The organism is Phyllobacterium sp. 22229 (genome assembly GCF_052056495.1).
In the GTDB taxonomy this organism is placed as follows: domain Bacteria; phylum Pseudomonadota; class Alphaproteobacteria; order Rhizobiales; family Rhizobiaceae; genus Phyllobacterium; species Phyllobacterium myrsinacearum.
The window spans coordinates 105,836-132,671 of sequence record NZ_JBQEPA010000005.1 but is presented as its reverse complement, the minus strand read 5'-3'; the positions used below and the strand labels follow the sequence as shown (position 1 = coordinate 132,671).

Sequence of the window (26,836 nt, the reverse complement as noted above, 5' to 3'; positions counted from 1 at the left end):
ATCATGAACATTCAGGGGAAACCGTGGTGACAACCGTCAACCTTACGGCGTTGCGGCGCGATATCGCGTCTTTAAGCGAGCGGAATGCGCTGGAAGCGCAGGCGCCGCGCAGTGCCTTTGGTTTCGGCGACAGAAGCATCGACAAGGTGCTGGGCAAGGGACTGCAGCGCGGCGCGCTGCATGAGGTCTTTGCAGCGCAAATGCACGATGCGGGCGCAGCGACCGGATTCGTCATCGCCTTAGCCTTGCGTTCGTCCAGTGACCAGAGCCCCATTGTCTGGCTCGAAGAGGATTTTGCCGCGCAGGAACATGGTTTTCCCTATGCGCCGGGGCTGAACCATCTCGGTCTTGATCCGCAGCGGCTCGTCATCGTGCGCTGTTCGTCGCCGCAGGATGTGCTGAAAGCTGCCTCAGACAGCCTTGGCATCCGCGGAACGGGCGCCGTCATCATAGCACCGTGGAGCAATCCGAAATGCCTTGACCTGACAGCCACGCGCAAATTGCTGCTGACCGCCCAGCAGACGGGCGTGCCCGCCTTCCTGCTGCGGCTCGGCGCCGTTCCAATCGACAATTCCGCTGTGACCCGCTGGATGATCCGCTCGAACCCGTCGCGGTCGAGCGGCGCCAATGCGCCGGGTCACCCGGTGTTTGACGCCACCCTTATACGCAACAGGCAGGGCATGACGGGCCATTGGATCCTGCAATGGGAGAGTGACAATCATGTTTTCAGACAGATCGAACCGGTTTCTGGCGCTGTGGTTTCCACACCTGCCCACCGACCGCCTCAAACGCGAAAATCCGCAACGGGCTGAGTCCGGCCAGTTTCTGATTGTCGTTGACAAGGTTGCCAATGCCTTGCGCCTGACAGCCCTTGACGAACGCGCCGCCAAGGCCGGCCTGTTCAAGACCATGGCTTTGACCGACGCCCGGGCGCAGTTCGAAAATCTCGACATCGCCTTCGCGTCGCCGCGCAAGGATGCCGCCCTTTTGGAAAAACTGGCCGACTGGTGCGACCGCTATACGCCGCTGGTCGCGCTTGACGGTGCCGACGGGCTTATGCTCGACATCACCGGCTGCGTGCATCTCTTCGGTGACGAGCATCAGTTGCGCCGGGATATCCACCAGCGCCTGAGCCAGCATGGCGTGGTGGTCCGCTCGGCCATTACAGGCAATGCGGCGGCGGCCCATGCTTTCGCACGTCATTCGGCGGGAGACGTGATCGAGGATTCCGCGCTCACACAAAAACTGCGCCGCTTGCGTCTCGTCAGCCTCGAGATCGAAGATGTTCATCTGGCCGGATTGAAGAGAGCCGGGCTGCGCACCATCGGCGATGTCGAAGTGCTTCCCCGTGCGGCCCTTGCCGCGCGTTTCGGTGCCGGGCTGGTCGAGCGCCTCGACGCTCTTTTCGGATATGCGCACCACCCGATCTCCCCCCGGCGCATCGTACCCGCCTGCATGGTCGAGCGGCGCATGGCCGAACCCTTGATTGTCATGGACAGCGTTGAACGGGTGCTGCATGCGCTTGGCGACGAACTTTTCCAGCAGTTGCAGCAGCGTGTCGAGGGCGCGCGGGAAGTCGAGGCTTCGTTCTTCCGTGTCGATGGTGAGGTCAGGCGGATCGGCATTCAGGCCGGACGGCCGCTGACCGACACCAAAACCCTGTTCAGACTGTTGAAGGAGCGGCTTTCCACACTCGCCGAACCACTTGATGCCGGTTACGGTTTTGACATCATCCGTCTTGCGGCAGTGCGGGCCGAACGAACCCAAACCATGCAGAAAAGCCTCGACAGCACGGTTCAGGAAACCGAGGAGATTGGCGGGCTGATTGACCGCCTGTCGATCCGTCTCGGGACAGGGCGGGTCCTGCGCCCGCATCCCGTCGACACGCATATTCCCGAGCGCGCCGTTTCATTGGAACCGGCTGTTCACACCGCCGCAAATCCGCCGGTCGAATGGGCGCCCGTTCAGCACCCGGGCGAGCCGCCCGAGCGTCCGGTCCGGCTGTTCCAGCCGCCGGAACAGATTGAAACGACGGCGGGAATTCCCGATGGCGCCCCGGCACAATTCGTCTGGCGGCGGGTCCGGCACACTATCGTCCTCGCCGAAGGGCCGGAGCGCATCGCGCCGGAATGGTGGCGGGAACATGCCGGGGCCCTGACACGGGATTATTACCGCCTCGAAGACAACCGGGGGCACCGTTTCTGGGTCTTTCGCGAAGGCCTGTATGAGCGCGGCCAGACCACGCCGCGCTGGTACCTGCATGGGCTTTTTGCCTGATGCCCGGCTATACGGAACTTGCCGTCACCAGCAATTTCTCCTTTCTCGAAGGCGCTTCGCAGCCGGAGGAATTGGTGCAGGCAGCGGCATTGCTCGGCCTTGAGGGCATAGGCATCGCCGACCGCAACACGCTTGCCGGGGTGGTGCGGGCCTATAAGGCGCATCAGGAACTGACGCAGGAGCAGGGGATAAAGCTCAATCTCTTTATCGGCTGCCGGCTGATGTTCATCGACGGCACGCCCGATCTGGTCGTCTATCCGCGCGACCGCCCGGCCTACGGGCAGCTGTGCCGCCTTTTGAGCGAGGGGAAGACGCGGGCGGGGATCAAGGGCGAGTGCCATCTGGTGCTGGAGGATTTCCTTTTCCGCGCCAAGGATTTCCAGACGGTGGTCATGCCATCAGGACAGCCGGATGAAAATCTCGGACTTGTACTGAAAAAACTAGGCGTCGTTGCACCTGATTGCATCTGGCTTGGTCTTGCTATGTCCTATGACGGCGCTGACCGGCGCCATGGCGAAAAGCTGGAGCGCATCGCCGCCACGGCCGGTGTTCCACTGCTGGCGGTCAACAATGTGCTCTACCACACCGCCTCCCGCCGTCCGCTGCAGGATGTGCTGACCTGCATCCGCGACCATGTCACCATTGATACGGCTGGGCGCAGACTGGAGAAGAACGCGGAAAGGCATCTGAAATCGGCTGAAGAAATGCAGCATCTTTTCCGGCATTTTCCATCGGCCCTTGCGGAAATCCGCTGTTTCACCGCGCCCGTCACCTTCTCCCTTGGTGAACTGCAATACCATTATCCCGATGAGCCGGTGCCCCCCGGCAAGACCCCGCAGCAGTACCTCGCCGACGAGACATGGAAGGGGGCGGCGAAACGGTATCCCGATGGCATTCCCGAAATGGTGCGCGACCTTCTGAACAAGGAACTGACGCTGATCGGAACTTTGGGATATGCGCCGTATTTCCTGACGGTGCATGATATCGTCACCTATGCGCGGTCGCAGAACATCCTGTGCCAGGGCCGGGGTTCATCCGCCAATTCTGCCGTCTGCTATTGCCTGCACATCACCGCTGTCGATCCGACGAACGGCAATGCGCTGTTCGAACGCTTTCTCTCGGCCGAGCGCAAGGAACCGCCCGATATCGATGTCGATTTCGAGCACGAACGGCGCGAGGAAATCATGCAATGGGTTTACGGCCGCTACGGCCGCGACCGTGCGGCCATCGTCGCGACCGTGATCAGCTACCGCCCGCGCAGCGCCATCCGCGATGTCGGCAAGGCCCTGGGGCTGACCGAAGATGTGACGGCTGCGCTTGCCAACACGGTCTGGGGCAGCTGGGGCTCCACCGTTGACCGGCAGCATGTGCGGCAGGCGGGTCTTGATCCCGACAACATCATGATCCGCCGTGCCGTCAAACTGGCAACGGAACTGCTCGGTTTTCCGCGCCATCTCTCGCAGCATGTCGGCGGCTTCGTCCTGACACAGGAGCGGCTTGACGAAACCGTTCCCATCGGCCCTGCGGCCATGAAGGACCGTTCCTTCATCGAATGGGACAAGGACGATATCGACACGCTGCGGATCATGAAGGTCGATGTGCTGTCACTCGGCATGCTGACATGCATCCGCAAGGCTTTTGATCTCATTCATCAACATAAGGGCAAACGTTACGAACTGGCGGACCTGGAGCCCACTGACGAGAAGGTCTACGACATGCTGTGCGCGGCGGACTCCCTTGGGGTGTTTCAGGTGGAAAGCCGTGCCCAGATGAACATGCTGCCGCGCCTGCGCCCGCGAGAGTTTTACGACCTGGTCATCGAGGTCGCCATTGTGCGCCCGGGTCCGATTCAAGGCGACATGGTGCATCCCTATTTGCGGCGGCGCAAACGCATAGAGAATGTCGATTACCCATCGCCTTCTCCCGAATATGGCGACAAGGATGAACTGAAAAATGTTCTGATTAAAACATTGGGCGTTCCCCTGTTTCAGGAACAGGCCATGCGCATTGCCATTGAAGCGGCGGGTTTCACCCCCGATGAGGCCAACAAACTTCGCAGTGCTATGGCAACCTTCCGCAACCGCGGCACCATTCACAAGATGCAGGAGCAGATGGTCGAGGGCATGGTGCGCCGCGGCTATGAGCGCAGCTTTGCCGAAAACTGCTTCAACCAGATCAAAGGTTTCGGGGAATATGGTTTTCCGGAGAGCCATGCGGCGAGTTTTGCCATTCTCGTCTATGTTTCCTCCTGGATCAAATACCACCATCCGGAAGTGTTTGCTGCCGCCCTCCTGAATTCGCAGCCCATGGGTTTTTATGCCCCGGCCCAGATCATCCGCGACGCACGCGAGCACGATGTCGACGTGCGTCCTGTCGATGTCAATTTCAGTGAATGGGACAACACGCTGGAAAAGAAAAGCCACGGAAATCCTGCCATGCGCATGGGCTTTCGGCAGGTCGACGGCTTTTCGAAAGCCTGGGCCGACGAAATTTGCGCAAAACGGAAAAAACCCTATGCGGACATTGAAGAGGTTCGCCGTCTGACGCGACTGGAGCGCCGCGCCTTTGTCCTGCTCGCCGATGCGGATGCGTTTCGTTCCCTCGCCATTGACCGGCGCGAAGCATTGTGGGCCGTGCGCAGATTTCCCGACAATACAACCTTGCCACTCTTCCAGATTGCTGAAACCAACGAGCTTGCGGTGGAAGCGGAGACACGGCTGCCGACGATGCAGATGGCAGAACATGTCATTGCCGACTATGAATCCATCCGGCTTTCGCTCAAGGGTCATCCCCTGCAGTTTTTGCGGGACATGCTGGCCGGCGAGGGTGCCTTAACCTGCAGGCAAGCCACAGCGCTGGCCAGCAACAGGCGCGTCAAGCTTGCCGGCGTGGTCACGGTCCGCCAAAGGCCGGGCAGCGCCAAAGGCGTTGTCTTCATGACGATCGAGGATGAAACCGGCATTGCCAATATCATCGTCTGGTCGAAGACAATGGCGGCGTACCGCAAGGAAGTGATGAGTTCCCGCCTTATCCTGATCGAGGGAACGGTCCAGAGCAGCGATAATGTCACGCATATCGTTGCCCGCAAACTGATTGACCGCACGGCCGATCTCTATCGTCTTTCGGAACAATTGCCGCCCATGCCGGTATCGCATGCCGATGAAGTGGTCCATCCGGTCCCTGATCAGCCGAGAGCCCGTCATCCGCGCAAGGTCCGGATTCTGCCAAAATCCCGGGATTTTCATTAAAGCCTATCCTGCCTAGGCGCGTTTGCGCTCTGCGGCCAAGGCAGCCCGGTCGATGGCGGCGATCATGCAAATTTCCAGGTCGCCCAATCCGTCCAGAATCTCTTCCCTTGAAATACCGGCGGCTTCCGCTGCAGCGGTGCATTTGCCGACCAGTTGCTTGGGCCTTGGATCATGATGGGCCATGTCCGCCGGACGCGTGGCATGAACATTGGCCTCTATCCAGTGGTTGACGAAATCAATCGCACGTTGGCTCATGCTTTCCTCCTGTATATCACCAGTCAAAACTGCTGGCGGCGGAGAAGGTTGCGAAAAAAACAGGATATCACACCGCTCCTTTGGCCCAAACCACGAATTTGGATTGCAGTCCGGAACCACCGGTCATGGCCCAAAAAAGCAACCGGCTCGATCACGAGCCGGTCCCAATTTCAGCCATGGAACACAATCAGGCGCGGTCAACCACCTTCTTCACCGCATCCTTGGCCTTGCCCTTCATTTGCTGGGCATCGCCCTTCAGTTCCTGGGCCTTGCCTTCAGCCTGCAGCTTCCGGGAACCCGTTGCCTTGCCGGCAGCCTGTTTAATATTGCCCGCCGCCTTGTTGGCGAGCCCGGAAATCTTGTCACCTGTGCTACCCATCGGTACACTCCTTCAAAGTTCACTCACCCGAGGTAAACGGCCGATGACATCTACGGTTCCCGTGAAACCGGATAAATTCAAAATATTGAATTAAAAGGATAATTTTGTGAATCCAAGCGAAAACCCGGTGCCCACGGGGGAACAGGCACCGGGTTCTGAACGTGCCGGTCAGCGTGTGGCCAGCTTTTGTGAAACGTGACAGAGTCGTCTTGGTTCCCGCCAATGGAAAAGCTTTCCCGGATGGCGCAGATGTCACCCGGCGACATGTTTGATCGCCGCCTCGACGGTTGAGGCGAAATGACAGTTCCGGCTTGATCCGACGATCTTTTCACCATCGATGCCGCCCGCATCGTCGGCCCAGAATCCGACGATGATCTTGATGCGCGCATTCCGCCTGCGAATGCGGCGCACGAGATAGCGCGCATGAGCCACCGAGGACATGTTGAGATAGCTGATATAGATCGCACCCGCATCCGCGAGATCGAGCTTGGCGATATTCACAGCTTCCAGTTCGTCATGCGTGATGTCGCGAACCTCGAAGTCACGCCGCTCGAGAATATCGCCAATGATCACCGCCGCCGCGTCGTCGAGATCGCCCCGCCCGCCCGCGGAAATGATCGTCCTTGGCCCTTCGCTCTTGCTGCGCTTGCTCTTTGCCGGTTCAACCTGATCTTCATCGTCCTCCCCTTCCACGTCCTGATGTTCCGAGAGATTTTCCACAAGGCGCATCATGCTCTGCGCCACCCGGCTGCGGCGCGGAGCATCCAGCACACCGCGCCCCCGGTCATGCTCGGCGAGAGACAGGGCAGGAACAGCAACCGATGCGTAATAATCCGCGATTGCCGACGACTGCAGATAGTCTTCCGCTTTTTCCGTCGCTTCATCAGGGTCGCCCGACAGCAGCCGCTGGTAAAGCTGTTGCTGCGGCGACAAGACGGGTTCGTTGCCGAGCAGCACATCCAGGAATTCGAAGCGCGGCACGTGACGCCCGAGCACGACAAGGCAGACCGTCAGCGGCGTGGAAAGCAGCAGCCCGATGGGCCCCCATATCCAGGTCCAGACAATGGCCGCAAGCAGGATGGCAACCGGCGAGAGGCCCGTCCTCGAGCCATAAAGCACCGGCTCCATGACATTGTTGCTGATCAGTTCGAGAACAATGAACAAGGCCGCGGTCCACAGCAACAGCATCCAGCCGGGATCGACCGCCAGCGCCAGCATGAGCGGGAAAGATGCGGCAATGAATGGTCCGATATAGGGGACAAAACGCAGGGCAATGGCCAGAAGGCCCCACAGCATCGGGTTGGGAATACCAATCAGCCAAAGACCGATGCCGATCGGAACACCAAAGCAGATATTGATCACCAGCTGCATCAGGAGGTACTGCCCGACCCGCTTTCCCGCATCGTGCAAGGCCGTGGTGGTGCGGTGAATATCGCTGGCGCCGACAAGCCGGATGAAACGGTCGCGCAGATCTTCGCGCCGCAGCAGCATGAAGATGACAAACACCACGACAATGCCAATCGTTGCCAACGGCTGGATTAAAGGCGCGGCAACGGTTTGCAGCACTTGCAGGGGATCAGGCGCCGGATTGCGGATTTCAACCGGAACAGGCTTGTCCGGATTGTCTTTGCCCAAGGGCGACGGGCTTCCTGCCTGATTGTCCGGCGCGACGTTTTCTGGAGGGTGTTGCGCCTGCGCCCCTGCGCCGTCTCGTGGGGGAAACCGCTCCACTTCATCGGAACGGCCGATTTCTTCGTTGAGCCGTTTGAACATGCGCGCGCCACGGTCAAAAATACCGTTGCCGGACTGTGCATCCTTGATCGTCCTGATCTTGGCCTCAATGTTGTACTGATAGCTCGGCAGGTTCTGCGCCAGAACCGTCAGCTGACCGACCACAATGGTGGCAAACAGGAATATGGCGATAAAGGCGGTGAGCACCACGCTGACAACCGACAGAATTTTCGGCACACCGAAGCGGTGAAGCTGCGTGACCAGCGGCGACAAGGCAAAGGTCAAAAGCAGCGCAAGCGCGAGCGGAACAAAAATATCCCGGGCAAAGTAAAGCGCTGCGACCACTGCAATAGCCACAATGATGGGCGGGAACTGCATTCGCCCGTCATCGGCGGGCGCAGGCGCATAAATTGATTTTTGACTGACGCGCTCGACGGCGCGCGGCGACACCTCCCTCACAGTCTCAGAAGGCATGGCAAGTCCGCTTCTTCAAATCCATCAAAGTCCCTCTCCGTTGAGTCACGCACTGAAACGAAGCCGGCTGAATTTGGTTGCATGCGGCCTGGCGGGACCGGTGAACGCAAGGCGCCCTGTCCCTTCCCGCTGCATCGCGCGGCATGGAAACGCCGCAGTGGCCGGAACAAAAATCGATATCGGAAGTTTTCAATGCATCGGACCGCTCAAAGGAGACAAGCAGAGAATGCCGGTGACCACCATCCTGATCATTATTCTGATACTGGCGCTGATCGGCGTTTTTCCGAGCTGGCCCCACTCGCGGGCATGGGGTTATGGCCCCTCAGGTTTGCTGGGAATTGTCTTGGCGATTCTGCTCATTCTGCTGCTTCTGGGCCGCATCTAATGGAACAATTTGAACTCTGATTGCTTGCATCAGACCCGACGAAAGGATCAACACACTATGCTGCGTGGAGTCTTGCTTTGGCTTATCGGCCTGCCAATACCGATCATCCTCATTCTCTGGTTCCTCGGCTATCTCTCCTAGCTGGGAATGTTCAAGGCACTGTTTTCACATCACAATATTGTACAGGAATCATATTCGCATGACCAAACGTCTCTTGATAACCACCGCTTTGATCACTGTCCTTGCGGCATCCACCTTTGCTCAGGCCCAGGAACCGGGTTCAACGGCAACGCACGGCATCTTCCACGACGCGGTAAAGCCGGCAGCCAATGCCGAGCGCTATCTCAAATCCGCGTCCGGGCAAATCCTGGCTTCCGGACTGATCGGCCAGAAAGTCTACAACGGGGCCAAGGACGATTCCGTTTCGATCGGCAATGTCAAGGATCTGGTGCTTGACACCAATGGCATGGTCGAGGCGGCAATCATCGGCGTCGGCGGATTTGTCGGTATCGGCGAGAAGGATGTGGCGGTTGGATTGCATGACCTCGCCTGGGCAGACCGCGCAGACGGCACGCGTTGGCTGGTGATCGCCGCCAGCAAGGACGAGCTGGAAAAGGCGCCTGCCTTTGACGGGTCGGTTTTGCTCAACCGGAATATAGCATCGGATGTTCTGAAGCCGGCTCCCGTGCCCGCAAAGCCAGCACCGGAAGCCACGGCGGGCGCGCGTGACGGGTTGAAAGCGGTACCGGCCACCGCCGTCAGCGCGGAGAAGCTGATCGGCACGACCGTCTATGGTTCGGACGATGAGACACTTGGGTCCGTGGGTGACGCATTGATGACCCCCGATGGACAGGTGGAAGCGTTCGTCGTGGACGTGGGCGGCTTCCTGGGACTGGGCAAGAAACCCATCGCCATTTCAATCGAGAATCTTGATCTTCTGTCTGACAAGGATGGCAAGATCGCCGTCTACACACCCTTTACGAAACAGCAGCTGCAAGCCCACCCCGCCTATAGCGAGGAAGCCTACAAGGCCGACAGCGAAAAAATCCTGCTGCGCGGCAGTGCCGAATAACGGCGTTTGCAGCCCAATATCGGGAGAGGCCGCTGCAGGTGCAGCGGTCTGCACCTTCCGGTGGAACCAAACCGCATGCGGAGCGTTTCCATTCCTATGAAACTTATATTTCTCAAGGAGTTGCTTTAATGGCGTCAGTTTCTTCGAAAGTTCGCAAAGCCGTGGACGATGCAACGGAGTCCAACCCGGATCTGCAAGCGCAGGTTGCCGCTTTGAAAGAGGACATTGCGAACATTGCGGCGACACTCGCCAAGATTGGCAAGACCTCGGCCAAGGAGGCAAGCAGCAACGCATCCTCGACCTTTGAACATGCCAGGGCACGCGGCGAAGACGCTCTGGACGAAATCCGGTCTCAGGCCAAGGCGCTTGAGGATCAGCTGACGGAGACCGTACGCGAAAATCCCCTGACAACCGTTGCCGTGGCTGCGGGTGTAGGATTTCTTCTGGCTCTGATCGCCCGCCGTTGACATGCTGAAACTGCTGGCCCCCCTTCTGTCCAGTGCCGTTTCTGGAGAGCTCGGTTCCGCTGTGAGCCGGGCAAAGCGCCGTGCGGTCTTCGTTGCGCTGATCGGTATTCTGCTGGCGATCGCCGGCGTCTTCCTGCTTGTCGCGGGCTACATCGCGCTCGCGCAGCATATCGGCAGCCTGCACGCGGCCCTGATCCTGGCCGGCGGCGCCATCGTCCTTGCGCTTCTGGCCTATATCGCCATGAAAATTTCTGAAACGGTCGCCCGCAAACGGCAGCGCGAGCGGTCAAAGGTCGATACATCGACCCTGCTGACCGTTGCCGCACTTGCCGCCGCGCCTACCGTCCTGAAATCGCGCGGATTGTTGATGCTGGCCGTGCCGGTCATCGCCTTTGCCGGGCTTTCGCTGCTCACCAGGAAGAAGCCCTCATCCAACGACGGCGGCTGACCCTTCCTTGATCGGCATCGAAATCAGCACTTCCATGCCGGTTTCGGGATAACTCAAACGGACGCTGCTCGACAGAACCTTGTCCAGGCTGCGCTCGATCAGCCGTTCTCCAAGCCCGCGGGCGGCAGGAGGCGTGACACGGGGGCCATCGGATTCCACCCAGTGAATGACCACCCGCGATTCATCGAGCCCGGTTTCCGTCTGCCATGACACGCGGACCCTGCCGCGCGCGGAGGACAGCGCACCGTGCTTGGCCGCATTGGTGGCAAGTTCGTGCAAGGCGATGCCCAGTCCCAAGGCGTGATCGGGCGGCAGAATCATGTCCTCACCTTCCAGCACGACCTGGGCCGGATCATAGATCGCATAGGGCTCGACCTGCTTGGTGATCAGGTCAACGAGACTGATGCCGCTCCATTCACGATCGGACAAAAGCGTATGCGCTTCGGAGATCGCCCGCAGCCGGCCGGAGAAAGCCTCCATGAATTCCGCCGGATCGGAGGTCCGGTTCAATGTCTGCCGCGCCAGCGATTGCAGCATGGCCAGCGTATTCTTGACCCGGTGATTCAATTCCCGCAGCAACAGGCGGGTTTTCTCGGCCGCATTTCGCGTGCTGGTGATATCGATATTGACGCCAACAGCGACGAGCGGCTTGCCGGCGGCATCCCGCTCGAAAATACGGCCGCGCCCCAGCAGCCATTGGCCGGAAGACGCGGCGCGAAATTCGCCGACATAGTCCTGATTATGCGCCAAGGCGCGGGTGAATGCCGATTTCATCAGCGGAAAATCATCCGGATGCATGGCGCGGAAAACATCTTCGCCGCTTATCGGCTTGTCATCGCTCAGGCCGAGCATGGAATAGGCCATCTTGTTGCCGGTGAATTTTCCTGTCTTCAGGTCCCAGACCCAGCTGCCGACATTCCCGACCTCCAGCGCCATGTCGTTGCGCAGTTCATCCCTGTTGAGGGTTTCAATGGACCGAACATGGCTTTGCGCATCACACTGCAGTTTAAGGAAAGACCCGGCAAGCCTGGCCACCTGTTTCAACTGTGATTGCAGCAGTTCTCCTGCCGTCGGCCGGGGCGCCGCCGCGGCGATGACAAGCGCAGCAACGCGCGCGCCGCCGATGTCGACGGGCACGGCCGCAACAAACCGCACAGTGTGCCCGGCCAAACCTGCCGCCTGCCCGGAGAAGCGCTTGTCGGTCATCACATCGGGAACGACCAACACATCCCCCGCCGGCAGAACCAGCGCTTCCGCGCCGAATACCCAGAAATCGGACATTCCCCCCGGCGCGTTTCCGGCCTGCGCCAGTATCCGTCCCTGCGTCTCGCCAACCGCCACAATCACCGCAACATCGGCGTTCGAAAACGACAACGCCAGAGAGGCCAATCCCTGAAGCTCACCATCCGAGTCTATTTCAAGATTGCTTACCGCTGACAGGGCATCCAGGCGAGCTGGCTCCGACAGAAATTCTGACATGTTTTCTGAAATGTGGTCTGACTTCATAGTCGCATGACGCCCCTCATCGAGCCGTCCTTACTCTGAACATTAAAACAGCTTCGATTATCAACGCAACGCATACCCCTTTGTTCCCCATCTGGAACATTTAATAGCCCTCGCCGTTTCTGTTGCGTGAAGAATGCAAAGGAGAAGTCTATGCGTGAAGCGAAGGACATTCTATCGGACAATAGTCTGGACAGATCCGCGAAAATCGAAAAACTCCGCGACCTGCTCAGCGAAGCTAGGGGATTGCAACGCGCGGCGACGGAAGGCGGGATGGACAACGAGGACGGTTTCACCCGGAATTTGCGCGACATCGAACTTGCGCTGGAACAGCTGAAGGCCGACATGCCGGAAACCGGGGCGGCAACACTCTGACTGCGGCTCATTCGTTTTCCGCCTTCGCATTTTCCGCCGCAGCGGCGCTTTGGAGGGAGGGGAACGTCACCGTTACGACCGTGCCGCCGCCATCATTGGCGGCATAGGCTACTGCGCCGCCAAATTGCTGACAGAGCTGCGCGACGATCATCGAACCCAGACCCGATGCCCGCTTGTGGAGTTTTTTCTGGATACCAATTCCATCATCCGCAATGGTGAGGGCAATGACACCGTTGGCATCGTGCAGGAGGCTTATTTCAATGAGCCCGGCACGATTATGCGGAAAGGCGTGCTTGATCGCGTTCATAGTCAACTCGCCGATGATGATACCAAGGGTTGTGGCATCCCGGGAGCTCAGATCAATCGGCTCGAAATGCGCTTCGATCCGGATATTCCGGTCATGAAGGTGGGATTCCTTGATGTCGGCGATAATTTCCGGCAAATACTCATCAGCCCGAACGGTTTCATGGTCCTTTCCCAGCCGGAGGCGGCGGTGCGCCGACGAAATCGTCTGAATTCGGTCACGGGCGGCACCGAGAGCCACCCGGATTTCATCTGACGAAACGCCGCGCATCTGGATGCCAAGAAGCGATGACACGGTCGCCAGTGAATTGCCGATGCGGTGATCGGAATCCTGCAGGAGCGTTTCCACGCGTGCCCTCTCCCGCTTGGCGACCAGCATGGCCTTTTCAAGTTCGGCGGTGCGCAATTGAACCATCTCTTCCAACTGCGATTTTTCAGAAAGCAGCGTCGATTGGCCTTCCGTCAGCTTGCGCACATAGCGCTTGGTGCGGCTGGCAAGGATATAGGCAAGGATCAGCGCGCCTGCGAGCGAGAAGATCGAGGCGATAGTCAGCCAGAAGCGCAACTTGTCCATGGCAATGTTGCGCGCAATCAGCCGGCGGTCCTCTTCACCCAGGAAACTGTTGATGGTCTTCTTGATTTCGTCCATCTGGCCGATGCCGAAATCAGGACCGAGAGAAGCCAGAGCTTCGCTGTTGTTTCCGGCAAGGGACATCGCTATGGCGGCTTCGACTTTTTGCTGCTTCTGCTTCGCCAAATCCTGAATTTGGCTGACGATGGCCTGCTGGCGGGGATTGCCTCTCGTCATCTCGTTCAGCGTATTCAGTGATTCCGCCAGATGGGACGCCGCCGCGTGGTAGAGATCAAGGAAGGCCGGGTTTTGTGTCAGGAGATATCCGCGTTGGCTCGTATGCGCTTCGTTCAGCAGTGCGAGCGTACCATCCGCCTGCTCCCGGACGCGGTAGGTGGCGACGACATCGTCCATTTGATTGTTGAAGCCGCGGGTCAGGATGACTGTCGACATCGCGGCAGTGATGATCAGCGCAAGCGAAATAATGATGGCCAGCCCGCGCCCAGGTCTCTCCGAAAAACCCGCCAAAATTCTACGCCACTGCACCAACTGCACCGCTCCCGCCACAACGGGCCTCTTCTGCTCGGCCCGACATATAGAAACTAGATAAAGGGTCTTGGCACCTTCGGCAAACCTTGCCATCCCGATATATCGAGAAGGACTGCTTCATCGAGAACTTCGCATCCCCGGTCGACCCAGCGCAACGCACCGCGTGCTGCAAGTTTCTTGAGCGTCTTGTTCGTGTGCACGATGGACAGGCCGAGCGTATCGGCAACGTGCTGTTGCTTGAGCGGAACGAACAGCTTGTCGTCCTTGACCATGCCGACCGACTTGGCACGCTGAAAGATGAAGGCAAACAGATAGGCCGCACGTTCCAGCGCCGTCCGGCGCCCGACACTGAGCAGGATTTCGTCCAGCATCTGTTCCTCGCGGGAAGCCAGCCAGGTGATGTCATAGGCGAGACTGGGAAAGGTACGGAAGAGATTGGGAAGCTTGTCGCGCTGGAAAACACACAGGATGACCGGTGACATGGCTTCGATCGAGTGCTGCATCTCCTTCATCAGCGATCCCTGCAATCCGATGAGGTCCCCCGGCAGCACGTAGTTGAGAATTTGCCGGCGGCCGTCTTCCAGCGTCTTGTAGCGAAACGCCCAACCGGACAGGACCGTGAAAAGATGCGCACTGTTGGCGCCTTCAACCAGGAATGTGGTGCCGGCATCGGCAACCAGTTCGCCCGTCTTGAAACCGGACAAAAACTCCAGTTCGTCCTTCTCGTGCCGCTGGAAATGCGCAAACCCCTGCAAGGGACATTTCTCACAGGGAAACTGCCGTACCGCTGATGCCGTCGTTGTTTTCATCTGATTTCTCAATTGTGAGTTGTTGAATACGCTAGCATGGCACGGTTGAAATACCCGACAATTCTTCGCATTCGACATGTCATAGTTAAATGACACCCAATTCCGTTCAGCGCATAAGCACTGCTTTTGGGAGCAGTTGATATGGAATTGACCGGCAAGCGACTTCTGGTTCTGGAGGACGAATATCTGATCGGGCTGGAGTTGGAACGCATTGCCGAGGAATGCGGTGCGAAATCCGTCCACCTCGTCTCAACCGTTGCCGAACTTCTATTCTGGATTGAGAGCCAGCCGCCATGCGATATCGCCATTCTCGAAGTCAAGGCGCGGGGCGCGTCATCGCTGGACGCCGCAAATCTTTTGCTGCAGCGGGGCATTCCGGTTGTCTTTGCCACCGCCTATGATCAGCAAAGGAGCGGCATTGCCGGCTTCGCCGATGTTCCCGTGGTTTTGAAACCCTATGGCAAGACTCATATCCTGCAGGCCGTCGCCGCTGCATCGGCCAGGATGGCGCAGAGGATGCCGCCGGCAAAAGAAGATGGTGCATCAGGCGAATTTGTTTGACGTTACCTGGGTGGCAATCGAGTCGGGGCCGTAATCGACCTCGCCCTGGACATCGAGGAGTTCCTGCAATCGCGTTCTTGCCCGGCTGACGCGGCTCTTGATCGTTCCAACGGCGCATCCACAGATATCGGCGGCCTCTTCGTAGGAAAACCCGGACGCACCGACGAGAATGATGGCCTCGCGCTGGTCGTCCGGCAGCTTTTCCAGGGCCTTGCGGAAATCCTGCAGATCGAGCGAGCCGTATTGCGAGGGATGCACCGACAGCTGTTCGGTGAAAATGCCGTCCGAATCCTGCACTTCGCGCCCGCGCTTGCGCATCTGGCTGTAAAACTCATTGCGCAGGATCGTAAACAGCCAGGCCTTTATGTTGGTGCCGGCTTCAAATGAATCCTGTTTGGCCCAGGCTTTCATGATCGTATCCTGAACGAGATCATCCGCACGATCAGGATTGCCGATCAGCGATACTGCGAATGCGCGCAGCTTCGGCAGGGACGCAATCAGATTTCTCTTGAAGTCAGGGGATTCATGTACCATTCGACCGCCTGTTATTTTGACGACTGAGCATGGTTGCGTTCAGCTTCGTCGAGCTTTTCCAGAAGGTCCAGGAAACGCGCCGGGATTTCCTCCTCCTGTACGGAGGCATAAAGCGCACGCAGCTTCAAACCGATTTCTGATTCCGCGTTTCTGACGTCGCGGCGGCGGACACGACCCTTTTCGGAGCCGTCTGAGAGACTTTTGTTGGCGTTCATTACTACTATCTTTGCTGGTCGGTCGTCGCAAAAGCTTTTGGCAGGCACATTAATGTCGATAATCCTTCAGAGAAGGAAAAGTTCCATGCCAGGGAACTTTTTTTTCGCCAAAGTGTTTTGGTTCGTACTAGTGGAACGAATTTGACATTCGCATCCCATTTGACATGACGTAGGGCACGCGAATGTCAAATTCAAAGTTCCACTAGAAACATAAACTAACTGGTGGTCCTTTGATTCTGACATTTGCCTGAATGGTCTGTATCAAAGCGATGCAAATGTCAGAATCGGACCACTTGTCTTCAATGCCCAAACGGGAACGGGAAATCACCATAATGTCATTGTCCACTCGGATCGCTCCACATCTGCCCTATCTTCGCCGCTTTGCCCGCGCCATTACCGGGTCGCAATCGTCAGGCGATGCTTATGTAGCCGCGACGCTCGAAATCCTCATCAGCGATGTCTCCCTTTTTCCTGAAACCACATCTGACCGCGTCAGCCTCTACAAACTGCTGATCAAGCACTTCAATTCGGTCAATGTCCGCCCGCTTGAGCTGCAATCGGAATTTGGCTGGGAAAAGCATGCGGCGGCAAACCTGACCGCCATCGCCCCGCGCGCGCGCCAGGCCTTCCTTCTCATCAGCCTTGAAGGCTTCAGCCAAGCTGAAACCCTCGATATTCTCGATATAGACGAGCAGGAGCTTTATACCCTTCTCGACGAGGCTTCTGTCGGCATTTCCAAGCAGATCGCCACCGATATCATGATCATCGAGGATGAGCCGCTGATCGCCATGGACATTGAACACATGGTGGAAAGCCTGGGTCATCGGGTTGTCGGTATCGCGCGTACCCGCGACGAGGCCGTCAAACTCTACGCAGAAACACATCCGAGCATGATTCTTGCCGATATTCAGCTCGCCGATGGCAGTTCCGGCATCGATGCGGTCAACAACATCCTGAGCCAGGATGCGGTTCCCGTGATCTTCATCACGGCGTTTCCCGAGCGGCTCCTGACCGGCGAACGGCCTGAACCGACGTTCCTTGTCACCAAGCCCTTCAACCCTGACATGGTGAAAGCCCTGATCACGCAGGCGCTGTTCTTCAAGGAAAGCAGCAAGGCGAAGGCATAAGAGCCGGCAAAGCATTCATTCCGGTTTCCGCAGGGAACAAAGGCACTCCCAGATCGTTGTGAATGCAACAGGATAGGGAGAATAGAATGTTATACTATGCGGTTGTGTTTCTCATTATTGCCCTTGTGGCAGGTGCACTTGGCTTTGGCGGAATAGCCGGGGCTTCGGTCGGGATAGCCAAGATTATTTTCTTTGTGTTCCTCGCGCTCCTGGTCATTTCCCTGATCGCAGGCCTGCTTCGCAGGGCGTAGTCACAACAATTTGAATGCGTGAAAGGCCGCCGGCATCAACCCGGCGGCCTTATTCATTGGCGCGATTCCCCATTGGAAATTTGTAGCATTGCGGCAACGGGCACTTGGTTGTAGTGGGATACGACACATGTGAAATTGACGCTCAGGTTGCATCCAACTCTCGATTCCATGCAGCGTTGAAACTGGACGGCCCGATGATCAACTGGACCTATCTCGCCCGGCGAATCCCCCTTGCAATACTCTGCTATACGCTGGCCCTGATCGCGCTCAGGCTGGCCCTGTCGCCCTTTCTCGACATCGATGAAGCCCAGTTCGTCGGATTGGTTGATTTTTCCTGGATTTACGGCAACTCGCATCCGCCGCTTTACAATTGGCTGGTGCGGCTGGCGCTTGAGCTTACCGGCTGGAACTGGCTGGTTGCCACGGTTCTGGTCCGCCTGTGCCTGCTCGGCCTCTATCACTGGCTTTCATTCGACACGGCACGCCGGCTGGGCGGTGACCGGGCCGGTGTGTTGGCCCTGGCGGCATCCGCCCTTCTACCACAGATTGTCTGGATGTCGATCCAGACAACGGCGCACACGCTTTTGGTGATTGTGGCATCCGTCGGGACGATCCATGCCCTGGCCCTCATCCGGTCGGGACGGGGATACAGCGCCTATGTCTGGCTTGGCATATGGGCCGCCATTGGCGGGCTGGCAAAGTATAACTTCTTCATGTTCCTGTTCAGCTTCCTGATTGCGTGCGCCCTCAACAGGGCCATTCGCCGCCAGATTTTCTGCAAGCCCGCCTTGATATCCTTTGGCATTTTCATTCTTGCCATGGCACCCGTGGCCTGGGCCTCGTTGAACGCGCCTTTGGCTGCAACCGCCGGACGGATGGCCAAACTCAATCATCTGATCCCGATGCTTCAGCCGTTTGATATTCCCTGGTTTGGAGTGGACGGTCTTCTCAGCCTCTTCATCTCGACCTTCCTCTGGTCAGGCCCGGCTCTTGTGATTTTCCTGATTGGCCGCCTGCAGGACGCTCCGAAGCCGGTTCCGGATGGCGACACGGATGTCAGGAAAGTCCTGTTCCGCACTGTCGTGCTTGGCTTGACGGCTTTCGGCTTGATTGTCTTTTTTGCCGACTACCATTCGGTGGCGGAGCGTTACATGGCACCCATTCTGGCGCCGACCGCCATTTTGCTGGCACTTTACTTCCCGCAAAAGCATGGCGCGCGAAACCTGCTGATCATATCCGCCGGATTCTACGTCTTGGCGCCCCTTGCCTTCGCTATCGTGCTGCTGTTCGGTGACGATCGCCTGTCAATACCATTCGATGCGGTTGCCAATGCCATTCGCGCGCAGAACGCGGCCCCGGCACGGTTGGCGTCCAAGCGGCAGGATGATGCCGCCAACATCGCCGTACAGCTCCATTGGCCGCCGGCAAACGGCAAGGCCGATGATATCGTCCTTGTCTGGGAGGGAGGCGATGCTCCGGACAAAGAAGCGCTTGAACTCCTGCCCCTGGACGCGACGGCAACCGGCCCCATGACCCGCGTCGACAGCCCAATGAGAAATTTCAACGGCCAGATAAGGACGTTCAGCTTTCAGCGTTATTCATCTCGCTTACCCCTGCCGGATCAGAGTATCGGCGGATAAGCCAGAAAACACCGACAGTGTCGAGAAACGCAACCGCAGCGCGATCAAAGAACCCGTATTTGGAGACGCCGGCCAGCCGGGGACGGTCCTCCACATCGACTTCGACGACGGTCAGACCGGCCCGGATCGAGAGAGCCGGAAGAAAACGGTGCATGTTGTCGAAGTAGGGCAATCCTCTTGCCACGGACGCTGGCAGGACTTTGAAGCCGCATCCCGCATCCCGACAATTGTCCCTGAGAAGACGCCTGCGGATGAAATTGGCGGATTTCGACGTCAGCAGTTTCACGACCCCGTCATTGCGGCGCTTCCGGACCCCGGCAAACAGCGCAGGCTGGGATTGCGCAATGCGCGGCCAAAGGCGCGCCAGATCCAGCGGGTTGTTCTGCCCGTCACCGTCCAGCGTCGCGATCCATTGCCCCCTCGCGGCCTGAAAGCCGCTGATCAGCGCCCTGGATTTACCGGTACGCTTCTCATGCCGCAGCACGCGAACGTGGCGGCCGGCATTCAGCGCTTCTTCGGCCGATCCGTCACTCGAGCCGTCATCGATGATCAGTATCTCATAGCTGGCAGTGCCCGAAAGGGCCTGATTGATCTCGGTGACAAGGGCGCCGATGTTTCCGGATTCATTATAGGCAGGAATTACGACTGACAGATCGGTCATTTGAAAAATCCAGAAACCAAGGTGAACCTGCCGCATTGCGATCTGAATCCGGTCATTCCGGTCAGCTTCGAAATATCATTGCATCTGCGCAACGCGTCAGGACGTTCGATACGTTCTCTGCCCGTTCCCATAGCACTCAAAAGGAGAAAGCAAAACAAATGTTCGCGCCAAACCGAAGCCACGTCACCCGATGCAGGCTGTTCCTGCCGCGATTTCACGCAAGAGTGAAGCTGAGGTCGTAATTCCGCCATCCCGATTGGCACTAAAATGATAGCATCGCGTGAATATCCCGCATGGATGCCCTATGGTTAATAGTTCATTAATCGAAGTCTTCCTATTGTCGGGCTCTAATCTTAATTCATTTCGGTCCGCATATGCGTTTTCGGCTTTCAGGTGCAACCATTCGTCCAAACAAGTGTTCCGGCATGCGCACCGGCCTGCTTGTTCTGATGGTTGCCTGCGCTTCGCCGGTATATGCGCAGGAAGCAGTCGATGCAAAACGCGCTGACACCATCCGGCAGCTCGACGAACTCACGGGCCAGATAGGCCTGTCCGCCGACAAGTTGGCTTCCCTCGACAAGGAAATTGCCGATCTGAAGAAGGATCAGACCACCCTGACGGCTGCGCTGATCCAGTCGGCCAAGACCGAGAAAAAACTGACGGAAGATATAGCTGCCATCGGCGACAAGCTCACCGATCTGCGCGAGCGGGAAGACGGAATAAAGCTCTCTCTCAAAGGACGGCGCGCGGCGCTCGCTGAAGTCCTTGCCGCCTTGCAGCGCATGGGGCTCAACCCGCCCCCCGCCATCCTCGTTCGCCCCGACGATGCCCTTGCGTCGGTGCGCAGCGCCGTCCTGCTGGGCGCTGTTGTTCCGGAAATGCGCGAGCAGACGGAGGTCCTGATTGCCGACCTCAAGGAACTCTCGCGGATCAGGACATCGATTGGCGATGAACAAACCCGCCTGACCGCCTCCCTGTCAGGACAAGCGGAGGAAAAGAAGCGCCTCGATCTGCTTCTGGCCGAGAAGCAGAAACTGCAGACAACATCCGAGGAAACACGCAAGGCCGAACAGCAGCGGGCGGAAGATCTGGCCCGGCGCGCGACATCGCTACGCGAATTGATCGCCTCCATGGAACAGGACATGGAAGAGGCGCGCAAAGCTGCCAGCGCCGCAAATCAGCAGGAAGAACAGAAGCTTGCAGCCAGCAAGGAGCGGGCCGACAATTTTGCCTCCAACCAGGAACGCCTGTCGGCCAAGGTGAACTTTGCCTCGCTGAAGGGGCATCTGCCCATGCCGGGCGCCGGAAAACTGGTCCGGCATTTTGGCGACGATGACGGACTGGGCGGAGTGCTGCAAGGCGACACGCTGGAAACTCCGGCGGGCGCGACAATTACCGCGCCGACGGACGCCGTGGTGCTCTATGCCGGCGCCTTTCGCTCCTATGGCCAACTCTTGATCCTCGATGCCGGCAATGGCTATCATGTTGTGTTGGCGGGAATGAAGAGAATCAATGTTTCGCAGAATCAGTTTGTTTTGGCGGGAGAGCCGGTCGGTGTGATGAACGAGCAACTCGTAGCGAGTACCGGCACCGTTCAGTTGGGAAATGGAGCGCCAATGCTTTACATTGAGTTCCGAAAAGATACAAAACCTGTTAATCCCGCTCCCTGGTGGGCGGATAGGCTCGCTGGAAGGACCACAAATGATACGTAGGTTAACGCTTCTCATGGCCGGAGCCCTGTTGGGCGCGACGGCAATGGTGGTTGTGCAGGGTGCACTGCCCACAACCGTTGCAGAAGCTGCGGGCAGTGACACATATAAGCAGTTGTCGATTTTCGGCGACATTTTCGAGCGCGTGCGCAACCAGTATGTCACGCCGCCGGATGACAAGAAGCTGATTGAAAGCGCCATCAATGGCATGCTGACATCGCTCGATCCGCATTCGTCCTATATGAATGCCGACCAGGCCCAGGACATGCGTGTGCAGACCAAGGGTGAGTTTGGCGGCCTCGGCATTGAAGTCACCATGGAAAATGAGCTTGTGAAAGTCATTGCCCCCATCGAAGACACCCCTGCCTCCAAGGCGGGTGTTCTGGCTGGCGACTACATCTCGCAGATCGACGGGACCGAGGTTCGCGGCCTGACGCTGAACGATGCCGTCGACAAGATGCGCGGCGATGTCAACACTCCCATCGAGCTGACCCTGATCCGCCAGGGCGCCGACAAGCCGATCAAGCTGACCATCGTCCGCGATGTGGTCAAGGTAAAGGCCGTCAAATACCGCGTCGAGAACGATGTCGGTTATGTCAGGGTCATTTCCTTCACCGAGCAGACCTTCGAAGACCTGCAGAAGGCGATCAAGGACATTCAGAGCAAGGTTCCCGCCGACAAGCTCAAGGGCTTTGTGCTCGATCTGCGCCTCAACCCCGGCGGCCTGCTGGACCAGGCGGTTGCTGTCTCCGACGCCTTCCTCGACAAGGGCGAGATCGTCTCGACCCGCGGCCGCGACCCGCAGGACATCACCCGCTTCGACGCCCGTCCGGGCGATCTGATCAATGGCAAGCCGATGATCGTTATGATCAATGGCGGTTCCGCCAGCGCATCGGAGATTGTCGCCGGCGCATTGCAGGACCATCGCCGGGCGACGGTGCTGGGCACGCGGTCCTTCGGCAAGGGCTCGGTGCAGACGATCATTCCGCTGGGCGAGAACGGCGCGCTGCGGCTGACGACGGCGCTGTATTACACCCCGGCGGGCAAGTCGATCCAGGGCAAGGGCATCGTGCCGGATATCGCGGTCGAACAGCCGCTGCCGGACGATCTGAAGGGCCGGGCCGAACCGATGAGCGAATCCAGCCTGAAGGGCCATATCAAGGGCGTTCAGGAGGATGCGGAAGGATCGGGCTCGATCGCCTATGTTCCGCCGGATCCGAAGGACGACCTGCAGCTGATCGAAGCCCTGAAACTGCTGCGTGGCGAACAGGCCAATGCGGCATTCCCGGCTGATCCGTCCAAGGGCGTACCGAACTGAGATGACTAGGGGGATCAGGCTGGCGCTTACACACCTGATCCCCCTTTCATTCCACACCGGCTATCCCTTCCGTTTCATTCTTCTCATCGGCCAAAGCGCGTGAATTCCGACATCAACAGGCCGCTGGGACAAAACAGCAAACGGCCCAAGGAAAAACCGAAGACTGGTGCGGGCTGGCTTCTGCCCGCCGGTGCCGTGCTGGGCGTCGGCGCCGCTGCTCTGCTGATCTCATGGACCAGCAACCATGGATTTCGCAATCCGCCGCCGGAGATGGAGAAGCCCAAACAGGCCGCCCTGGCTCCGCCCCCACCAGCCGAGACGGCACTGCCAGCAGCCAAGACACCGGCAAGCGGCGTTACGCAGGGCAATGTCACCACCAGTCCCGGCGGCCCGAAAATCATCGTCGTGGGCGATCCCGCCAGGGTGGCCCAGAATCCGCTGACCGCCCACATCCCCGACCGGGATCTGCTTGAGACAACTGCGCTGGGCTCCCTGCCGGTCATCGGGCCGGACGGACGGCGGCCGCTCGACGTCTATGCCCGGTCATGGTCAGGCGCCCGCGGCGCGCGGATCGCTCTCGTCATTGGCGGGCTCGGCATGTCCCAGACCGGCACGCAGCAGGCAATCGCGGCGCTCCCTGCGGAAGTGACGCTGGCTTTTGCTCCCGAAGGCAACAGCCTGATCCGCTGGATGCAAACAGCCCGCCAGAATGGCCATGAATTGCTGATGCAGGTGCCGCTTGAACCTTTCGACTACCCGCGGGTCAATCCCGGCCGCAACACCTTGACGGTCGATGCGCCCGCTACAGAGACACTGGATAATCTGCACAAGGCCATGGGCCGCATCACCAATTATACCGGCATCATAAATTACATGGGAGCCCGCTTCACCGCCGATGCCAAGGCCATGACGCCTGTCATGCAGGACATCGCGAAACGCGGGCTGCTCTATCTCGATGACGGCAGTTCTGCCCGCAGCCAGGCCGATACCATCGCCAGCCAGCAGGGAACGCCCTTTGCCGCCGCCGATGTGCTGATTGACGGCACGCAGGACCGGGGCAGCATCCTCAAGAAGCTGGATGAGCTGGAGCGGATTGCCCGGGCCAAAGGCACGGCGATCGGCACCGGTTCGGCCTTCAGCGTGACCGTGGATGCCGTGGCCGCCTGGACCAACGAGGCCAAGACCCGCGGCATCGAGATCGTGCCGGTTTCCGCTCTTGTCCGCGATCCTGAAAAGGGTTAGGCACCACCAGCATCCCCTCATCCAGCGGAGTATTCGCATGAGCAAGAAACATGTCGACCCCGAGACACTCCCCTACCGGCCCTGCGTCGGCATCATGGTGCTCAACGCCGATAAACTCGTCTGGGCGGGCCATCGCATCGTCATCCCCAATGATGAAATGGAGGGTTCAACCCAGCTATGGCAAATGCCCCAGGGTGGCATCGACAAGGGCGAAGATGCGCAAATCGCAGCACGGCGCGAGCTCTACGAGGAAACGGGCATGAAAACCGTATCCCTGCTGGCTGAGGCGCCGAACTGGATTAATTATGACCTGCCGCCCGCACTCGTCGGAATTGCCCTGAAGGGAAAGTATCGCGGCCAGACGCAAAAATGGTTCGCCTATGAATTTACCGGCGATGAAAGCGAGATTGCGATCAACCCGCCTCCCGGCGGCCACACCGCTGAATTCGACGCGTGGGCATGGAAGCCGATGGCCGAGCTGCCGGACCTTATCGTGCCGTTCAAGCGCAACGTCTATGAGCAGGTTGTCGCCGCATTCAAGCATCTGGCGGGCTGATCTGCTGATCAAGTGCACACGCAACAACAAAAAAGCGGACCAAAGGCCCGCTTTCGTCAGTATCAATGATTTGAAGCCGGTCAGGCTGCCTTGATGGCTTCCTGCAGCGTCGTCAGCTGGCCGAGAAGATCTTCGGCCTTGGCCTTCTGTTCCCGTGTCGTGGCGTCTTCGAAATCTTCGCGGGCGTCCTTGATGCGGTTCTGAAGTTCATCAGCCTTTATATCGGTGACGTGTACCGCCGATTCCGCGAGGAGCGTGCAGCCTTCCGGCGTCACATCGACGAAACCGCCGAACACGACATAGCTGTCCGGCTTGCCATCCGGCGTCTTGACCGTCACGACGCCCGGCTTGACGGTCGCCATCAGCGGCGCGTGGTGGGCCATCACGGTCATGTAGCCTTCCGTACCCGGAACCACAACTTCGGTGACTTGTTCCGAGAGGAGCAGACGCTCTGGTGACACGAGTTCAAAATGGAAGGCTTCTGCCATGATATTCACTCAATTCCTGCGGTCATTGACCTGATAGAAGGGATGGCCTTGACAAGAAAGGGCGGGCCGGAGCCCGCCATTATGTTCCAGATCAGGCAGCTTCCGCTGCCAGACGCTGTGCCTTTTCGATCGCCTCGTCAATCGAGCCGACCATGTAGAACGCTGCTTCCGGCAGGTGATCGTAGTCACCATTGCAAAGGCCCTTGAAGCCCTTGATGGTGTCAGCCAGATCGACCAGCTTGCCCGGCGAACCGGTGAAGATTTCAGCAACGAAGAACGGCTGCGACAGGAAGCGCTCGATCTTGCGGGCGCGGGCGACCGTGATCTTGTCTTCTTCCGACAGTTCGTCCATGCCGAGAATGGCGATGATGTCCTGCAGGGACTTGTAGCGCTGCAGGATCGACTGAACCTGACGGGCAATCTGGTAGTGTTCGTCGCCGACGATCAGCGGATCGAGCATGCGCGATGTCGAGTCGAGCGGATCCACAGCCGGATAAATACCCTTTTCGGAGATCGCACGGTTGAGGTTCGTCGTCGCATCCAGATGCGCGAAGGATGTGGCTGGCGCAGGGTCGGTCAAATCGTCGGCGGGCACGTAAATGGCCTGCACGGATGTGATCGAGCCCTTGTGCGTCGTGGTGATGCGTTCCTGCATGGCGCCCATGTCGGTTGCCAGCGTCGGCTGATAACCCACGGCGGACGGGATACGGCCCAAGAGAGCCGACAGTTCCGAACCAGCCTGCGTGAAGCGGAAAATGTTGTCCACGAAGAACAGAACGTCCTGGCCTTCATCGCGGAAATGCTCCGCAACCGTCAGACCGGAAAGCGCAACGCGGGCGCGGGCACCTGGTGGCTCGTTCATCTGACCGTAAACCAGTGCGGCCTTGGAGCCTTCACCGCCACCGGCCTTGTTCACGCCGGATTCGATCATTTCGTGATAGAGGTCGTTGCCTTCGCGGGTACGTTCACCCACGCCGGCAAACACCGAGTAACCGCCGTGCGCCTTGGCCACGTTGTTGATCAGTTCCATGATCAGAACCGTCTTGCCAACGCCGGCACCGCCGAACAGGCCGATCTTGCCGCCGCGTGCATAAGGCGCGAGCAGATCGATAACCTTGATGCCGGTCACCAGGATCTGGGCTTCCGTCGACTGCTCGACATATGCCGGAGCCTCCTGGTGGATGGCGCGGGTCAGCTTCGTCTTGATCGGGCCTGCTTCGTCAACCGGCTCACCGATAACGTTCATGATACGGCCGAGCGTTGCTTCGCCGACCGGAACCATGATCGCAGAACCGGTATCGTACACGGGCTGACCGCGAACCAGACCTTCGGTCGAGTCCATGGCGATCGTGCGGACAGTGTTTTCACCGAGATGCTGGGCAACTTCCAGAACAAGGCGATTGCCAAGATTGTCGGTTTCCAGCGCGTTCAGTATCTTTGGCAGCTCGCCTTCGAAATGAACGTCGACAACGGCGCCGATGACCTGGCTGACGTGACCGGCTGCACCGGTTGCCTTCAGGGTCGTCTTGGGCGTTGCCGCTGCCTTGGCGGTCTTTGCTGCAGGAGCAGCAGCCTTTGCCTCAGCCTTCGGAGCGGCGGCTTTGGCAGCCGCTGCCTTGGGTGCAGCTGCCTTGGCGGCTGCGGGTGTTTTCGGGGTCGCTGCTTTTGCCATCGATCCTTACCTTCGC

General features: G+C 58.7%; 27 protein-coding genes. 16 read left to right on the top strand and 11 right to left on the bottom strand.

Going from position 1 to position 26,836, the window contains the following annotated elements; all coding sequences use genetic code 11:
- Positions 1–26 precede the first annotated feature (26 nt).
- Genes ACTJJ7_RS07820 through ACTJJ7_RS07810 form a run of 3 tightly spaced genes read left to right on the top strand, consistent with a single transcriptional unit; the run spans position 27 to position 5,525 of the window.
- Positions 27–812, top strand: coding sequence for an ImuA family protein (locus tag ACTJJ7_RS07820; RefSeq protein ID WP_440966428.1), 786 nt, complete (start codon positions 27–29; stop codon positions 810–812).
- Positions 721–2,277, top strand: coding sequence for a Y-family DNA polymerase (locus ACTJJ7_RS07815; protein ID WP_440966427.1), 1,557 nt, complete (start codon positions 721–723; stop codon positions 2,275–2,277). Before ACTJJ7_RS07820 ends, ACTJJ7_RS07815 begins: the two co-directional genes overlap by 92 nt.
- Complete coding sequence (locus ACTJJ7_RS07810; RefSeq protein WP_440966425.1) at positions 2,277–5,525, top strand: error-prone DNA polymerase; 3,249 nt, start codon at positions 2,277–2,279, stop codon at positions 5,523–5,525. The genes ACTJJ7_RS07815 and ACTJJ7_RS07810 overlap by 1 nt, the downstream gene beginning before the upstream one ends.
- A 12-nt stretch (positions 5,526–5,537) precedes the next feature.
- On the opposite strand, the gene ACTJJ7_RS07805 is transcribed toward ACTJJ7_RS07810, so the two are convergent.
- The 3 genes from ACTJJ7_RS07805 to ACTJJ7_RS07795 all read right to left on the bottom strand — a co-directional run bounded on the left by ACTJJ7_RS07805 (position 5,538) and on the right by ACTJJ7_RS07795 (position 8,364).
- Positions 5,538–5,780, bottom strand: coding sequence for a DUF768 domain-containing protein (locus ACTJJ7_RS07805; RefSeq protein ID WP_105734325.1), 243 nt, complete (start codon positions 5,778–5,780; stop codon positions 5,538–5,540).
- Between the two features lie 187 nt (positions 5,781–5,967).
- Entirely contained in the window at positions 5,968–6,159 is a 192-nt protein-coding gene (locus ACTJJ7_RS07800; protein ID WP_105734324.1) for a CsbD family protein, read from the bottom strand.
- 252 nt (positions 6,160–6,411) lie between these two features.
- Positions 6,412–8,364: an AI-2E family transporter gene (locus tag ACTJJ7_RS07795; protein ID WP_440966423.1), complete on the bottom strand. Its 1,953-nt coding sequence runs from the start codon at positions 8,362–8,364 to the stop codon at positions 6,412–6,414.
- 226 nt (positions 8,365–8,590) lie between these two features.
- Here ACTJJ7_RS07795 and ACTJJ7_RS07790 point away from each other — a divergent pair, with 226 nt between their 5' ends.
- The 4 genes from ACTJJ7_RS07790 (at position 8,591) to ACTJJ7_RS07775 (ending at position 10,736) form a co-directional block, all read left to right on the top strand.
- Positions 8,591–8,749, top strand: a complete 159-nt coding sequence (locus ACTJJ7_RS07790; protein WP_105734629.1) for a DUF3309 family protein — start codon at positions 8,591–8,593, stop codon at positions 8,747–8,749.
- A 199-nt stretch (positions 8,750–8,948) separates the two neighbouring features.
- On the top strand, positions 8,949–9,821 hold the full coding sequence (locus ACTJJ7_RS07785) for a PRC-barrel domain-containing protein (protein ID WP_440966421.1): 873 nt from the start codon (positions 8,949–8,951) through the stop codon (positions 9,819–9,821).
- 128 nt (positions 9,822–9,949) lie between these two features.
- On the top strand, positions 9,950–10,288 hold the full coding sequence (locus ACTJJ7_RS07780; protein WP_105734321.1) for a DUF883 family protein: 339 nt from the start codon (positions 9,950–9,952) through the stop codon (positions 10,286–10,288).
- 61 nt (positions 10,289–10,349) lie between these two features.
- Entirely contained in the window at positions 10,350–10,736 is a 387-nt protein-coding gene (locus ACTJJ7_RS07775; protein ID WP_440966419.1) for a hypothetical protein, read from the top strand.
- Here the strand turns inward: ACTJJ7_RS07775 and ACTJJ7_RS07770 are convergent.
- Positions 10,716–12,215: a sensor histidine kinase gene (locus ACTJJ7_RS07770; RefSeq protein WP_440966417.1), complete on the bottom strand. Its 1,500-nt coding sequence runs from the start codon at positions 12,213–12,215 to the stop codon at positions 10,716–10,718. The two genes, ACTJJ7_RS07775 and ACTJJ7_RS07770, sit on opposite strands and share 21 nt — an antisense overlap.
- A 177-nt stretch (positions 12,216–12,392) precedes the next feature.
- Here ACTJJ7_RS07770 and ACTJJ7_RS07765 point away from each other — a divergent pair, with 177 nt between their 5' ends.
- Positions 12,393–12,614 carry a hypothetical protein gene (locus ACTJJ7_RS07765; RefSeq protein WP_440966416.1) on the top strand — a complete coding sequence of 74 codons (222 nt, stop codon included), beginning with the start codon at positions 12,393–12,395 and terminating at the stop codon, positions 12,612–12,614.
- Between the two features lie 7 nt (positions 12,615–12,621).
- Here ACTJJ7_RS07765 and ACTJJ7_RS07760 read toward each other — a convergent pair whose 3' ends face one another.
- A complete protein-coding gene (locus ACTJJ7_RS07760) occupies positions 12,622–14,016 on the bottom strand; it encodes a sensor histidine kinase (protein WP_440966414.1) in 1,395 nt (464 codons plus the stop codon).
- Positions 14,017–14,090: 74 nt separating this feature from the next.
- Positions 14,091–14,846 carry a Crp/Fnr family transcriptional regulator gene (locus ACTJJ7_RS07755; RefSeq protein WP_130271142.1) on the bottom strand — a complete coding sequence of 252 codons (756 nt, stop codon included), beginning with the start codon at positions 14,844–14,846 and terminating at the stop codon, positions 14,091–14,093.
- 141 nt (positions 14,847–14,987) lie between these two features.
- Here ACTJJ7_RS07755 and ACTJJ7_RS07750 point away from each other — a divergent pair, with 141 nt between their 5' ends.
- On the top strand, positions 14,988–15,407 hold the full coding sequence (locus tag ACTJJ7_RS07750) for a hypothetical protein (RefSeq protein WP_105734315.1): 420 nt from the start codon (positions 14,988–14,990) through the stop codon (positions 15,405–15,407).
- Here the strand turns inward: ACTJJ7_RS07750 and ACTJJ7_RS07745 are convergent.
- Both ACTJJ7_RS07745 and ACTJJ7_RS07740 read right to left on the bottom strand, forming a co-directional pair.
- Positions 15,390–15,941: an RNA polymerase sigma factor gene (locus tag ACTJJ7_RS07745; RefSeq protein ID WP_105734314.1), complete on the bottom strand. Its 552-nt coding sequence runs from the start codon at positions 15,939–15,941 to the stop codon at positions 15,390–15,392. The genes ACTJJ7_RS07750 and ACTJJ7_RS07745 overlap by 18 nt on opposite strands.
- An 11-nt stretch (positions 15,942–15,952) precedes the next feature.
- The gene (locus ACTJJ7_RS07740) at positions 15,953–16,156 is read right to left on the bottom strand and encodes a NepR family anti-sigma factor (protein WP_105734313.1); all 204 of its coding nucleotides are present in this window, start codon (positions 16,154–16,156) and stop codon (positions 15,953–15,955) included.
- Positions 16,157–16,488: 332 nt separating this feature from the next.
- Between ACTJJ7_RS07740 and ACTJJ7_RS07735 the strand changes: the two genes are divergently transcribed.
- The 3 genes from ACTJJ7_RS07735 to ACTJJ7_RS07725 all read left to right on the top strand — a co-directional run bounded on the left by ACTJJ7_RS07735 (position 16,489) and on the right by ACTJJ7_RS07725 (position 19,174).
- On the top strand, positions 16,489–17,283 hold the full coding sequence (locus ACTJJ7_RS07735) for a response regulator (protein WP_105734312.1): 795 nt from the start codon (positions 16,489–16,491) through the stop codon (positions 17,281–17,283).
- Between the two features lie 86 nt (positions 17,284–17,369).
- The gene (locus tag ACTJJ7_RS07730) at positions 17,370–17,534 is read left to right on the top strand and encodes a DUF1328 domain-containing protein (protein WP_105734311.1); all 165 of its coding nucleotides are present in this window, start codon (positions 17,370–17,372) and stop codon (positions 17,532–17,534) included.
- A gap of 194 nt (positions 17,535–17,728) precedes the next feature.
- Positions 17,729–19,174, top strand: coding sequence for an ArnT family glycosyltransferase (locus ACTJJ7_RS07725; RefSeq protein WP_440966411.1), 1,446 nt, complete (start codon positions 17,729–17,731; stop codon positions 19,172–19,174).
- Here the strand turns inward: ACTJJ7_RS07725 and ACTJJ7_RS07720 are convergent.
- Positions 19,116–19,835: a glycosyltransferase family 2 protein gene (locus ACTJJ7_RS07720; RefSeq protein WP_130271148.1), complete on the bottom strand. Its 720-nt coding sequence runs from the start codon at positions 19,833–19,835 to the stop codon at positions 19,116–19,118. The two genes, ACTJJ7_RS07725 and ACTJJ7_RS07720, sit on opposite strands and share 59 nt — an antisense overlap.
- 425 nt (positions 19,836–20,260) lie before the next feature.
- On the opposite strand from ACTJJ7_RS07720, the gene ACTJJ7_RS07715 reads away from it, so the two are divergent.
- From ACTJJ7_RS07715 to ACTJJ7_RS07700, 4 genes are all read left to right on the top strand, one after another.
- Positions 20,261–21,547, top strand: a complete 1,287-nt coding sequence (locus ACTJJ7_RS07715; protein WP_440966409.1) for a murein hydrolase activator EnvC family protein — start codon at positions 20,261–20,263, stop codon at positions 21,545–21,547.
- Complete coding sequence (locus ACTJJ7_RS07710; RefSeq protein WP_105734308.1) at positions 21,537–22,862, top strand: S41 family peptidase; 1,326 nt, start codon at positions 21,537–21,539, stop codon at positions 22,860–22,862. The genes ACTJJ7_RS07715 and ACTJJ7_RS07710 overlap by 11 nt, the downstream gene beginning before the upstream one ends.
- A 99-nt stretch (positions 22,863–22,961) precedes the next feature.
- Positions 22,962–24,104, top strand: coding sequence for a divergent polysaccharide deacetylase family protein (locus ACTJJ7_RS07705; RefSeq protein WP_440966407.1), 1,143 nt, complete (start codon positions 22,962–22,964; stop codon positions 24,102–24,104).
- Between the two features lie 37 nt (positions 24,105–24,141).
- On the top strand, positions 24,142–24,660 hold the full coding sequence (locus ACTJJ7_RS07700) for an RNA pyrophosphohydrolase (RefSeq protein WP_105734307.1): 519 nt from the start codon (positions 24,142–24,144) through the stop codon (positions 24,658–24,660).
- 80 nt (positions 24,661–24,740) lie between these two features.
- On the opposite strand, the gene ACTJJ7_RS07695 is transcribed toward ACTJJ7_RS07700, so the two are convergent.
- Positions 24,741–25,148: a F0F1 ATP synthase subunit epsilon gene (locus tag ACTJJ7_RS07695; RefSeq protein ID WP_105734306.1), complete on the bottom strand. Its 408-nt coding sequence runs from the start codon at positions 25,146–25,148 to the stop codon at positions 24,741–24,743.
- Between the two features lie 91 nt (positions 25,149–25,239).
- A complete protein-coding gene (atpD, locus tag ACTJJ7_RS07690) occupies positions 25,240–26,820 on the bottom strand; it encodes a F0F1 ATP synthase subunit beta (protein WP_105734305.1) in 1,581 nt (526 codons plus the stop codon).
- Between the last annotated feature and the right edge of the window lie 16 nt (positions 26,821–26,836).

Coding starts and splice junctions, on each gene's coding strand:
- ACTJJ7_RS07715 (WP_440966409.1), top strand. CDS start 20,261: ATGCGCACCGGCCTGCTTGTTCTGATGGTTGCCTGCGCTTCGCCGGTA.
- ACTJJ7_RS07720 (WP_130271148.1), bottom strand. CDS start 19,835: ATGACCGATCTGTCAGTCGTAATTCCTGCCTATAATGAATCCGGAAAC.
- ACTJJ7_RS07710 (WP_105734308.1), top strand. CDS start 21,537: ATGATACGTAGGTTAACGCTTCTCATGGCCGGAGCCCTGTTGGGCGCG.
- ACTJJ7_RS07755 (WP_130271142.1), bottom strand. CDS start 14,846: ATGAAAACAACGACGGCATCAGCGGTACGGCAGTTTCCCTGTGAGAAA.
- ACTJJ7_RS07800 (WP_105734324.1), bottom strand. CDS start 6,159: ATGGGTAGCACAGGTGACAAGATTTCCGGGCTCGCCAACAAGGCGGCG.
- ACTJJ7_RS07805 (WP_105734325.1), bottom strand. CDS start 5,780: ATGAGCCAACGTGCGATTGATTTCGTCAACCACTGGATAGAGGCCAAT.
- ACTJJ7_RS07790 (WP_105734629.1), top strand. CDS start 8,591: ATGCCGGTGACCACCATCCTGATCATTATTCTGATACTGGCGCTGATC.
- ACTJJ7_RS07815 (WP_440966427.1), top strand. CDS start 721: ATGTTTTCAGACAGATCGAACCGGTTTCTGGCGCTGTGGTTTCCACAC.
- ACTJJ7_RS07745 (WP_105734314.1), bottom strand. CDS start 15,941: ATGGTACATGAATCCCCTGACTTCAAGAGAAATCTGATTGCGTCCCTG.
- ACTJJ7_RS07750 (WP_105734315.1), top strand. CDS start 14,988: ATGGAATTGACCGGCAAGCGACTTCTGGTTCTGGAGGACGAATATCTG.
- ACTJJ7_RS07785 (WP_440966421.1), top strand. CDS start 8,949: ATGACCAAACGTCTCTTGATAACCACCGCTTTGATCACTGTCCTTGCG.
- ACTJJ7_RS07700 (WP_105734307.1), top strand. CDS start 24,142: ATGAGCAAGAAACATGTCGACCCCGAGACACTCCCCTACCGGCCCTGC.
- ACTJJ7_RS07770 (WP_440966417.1), bottom strand. CDS start 12,215: ATGTCAGAATTTCTGTCGGAGCCAGCTCGCCTGGATGCCCTGTCAGCG.
- ACTJJ7_RS07795 (WP_440966423.1), bottom strand. CDS start 8,364: ATGCCTTCTGAGACTGTGAGGGAGGTGTCGCCGCGCGCCGTCGAGCGC.
- ACTJJ7_RS07725 (WP_440966411.1), top strand. CDS start 17,729: ATGATCAACTGGACCTATCTCGCCCGGCGAATCCCCCTTGCAATACTC.
- ACTJJ7_RS07810 (WP_440966425.1), top strand. CDS start 2,277: ATGCCCGGCTATACGGAACTTGCCGTCACCAGCAATTTCTCCTTTCTC.
- ACTJJ7_RS07765 (WP_440966416.1), top strand. CDS start 12,393: ATGCGTGAAGCGAAGGACATTCTATCGGACAATAGTCTGGACAGATCC.
- ACTJJ7_RS07735 (WP_105734312.1), top strand. CDS start 16,489: ATGTCATTGTCCACTCGGATCGCTCCACATCTGCCCTATCTTCGCCGC.
- ACTJJ7_RS07780 (WP_105734321.1), top strand. CDS start 9,950: ATGGCGTCAGTTTCTTCGAAAGTTCGCAAAGCCGTGGACGATGCAACG.
- ACTJJ7_RS07740 (WP_105734313.1), bottom strand. CDS start 16,156: ATGAACGCCAACAAAAGTCTCTCAGACGGCTCCGAAAAGGGTCGTGTC.
- ACTJJ7_RS07730 (WP_105734311.1), top strand. CDS start 17,370: ATGTTATACTATGCGGTTGTGTTTCTCATTATTGCCCTTGTGGCAGGT.
- atpD (WP_105734305.1), bottom strand. CDS start 26,820: ATGGCAAAAGCAGCGACCCCGAAAACACCCGCAGCCGCCAAGGCAGCT.
- ACTJJ7_RS07695 (WP_105734306.1), bottom strand. CDS start 25,148: ATGGCAGAAGCCTTCCATTTTGAACTCGTGTCACCAGAGCGTCTGCTC.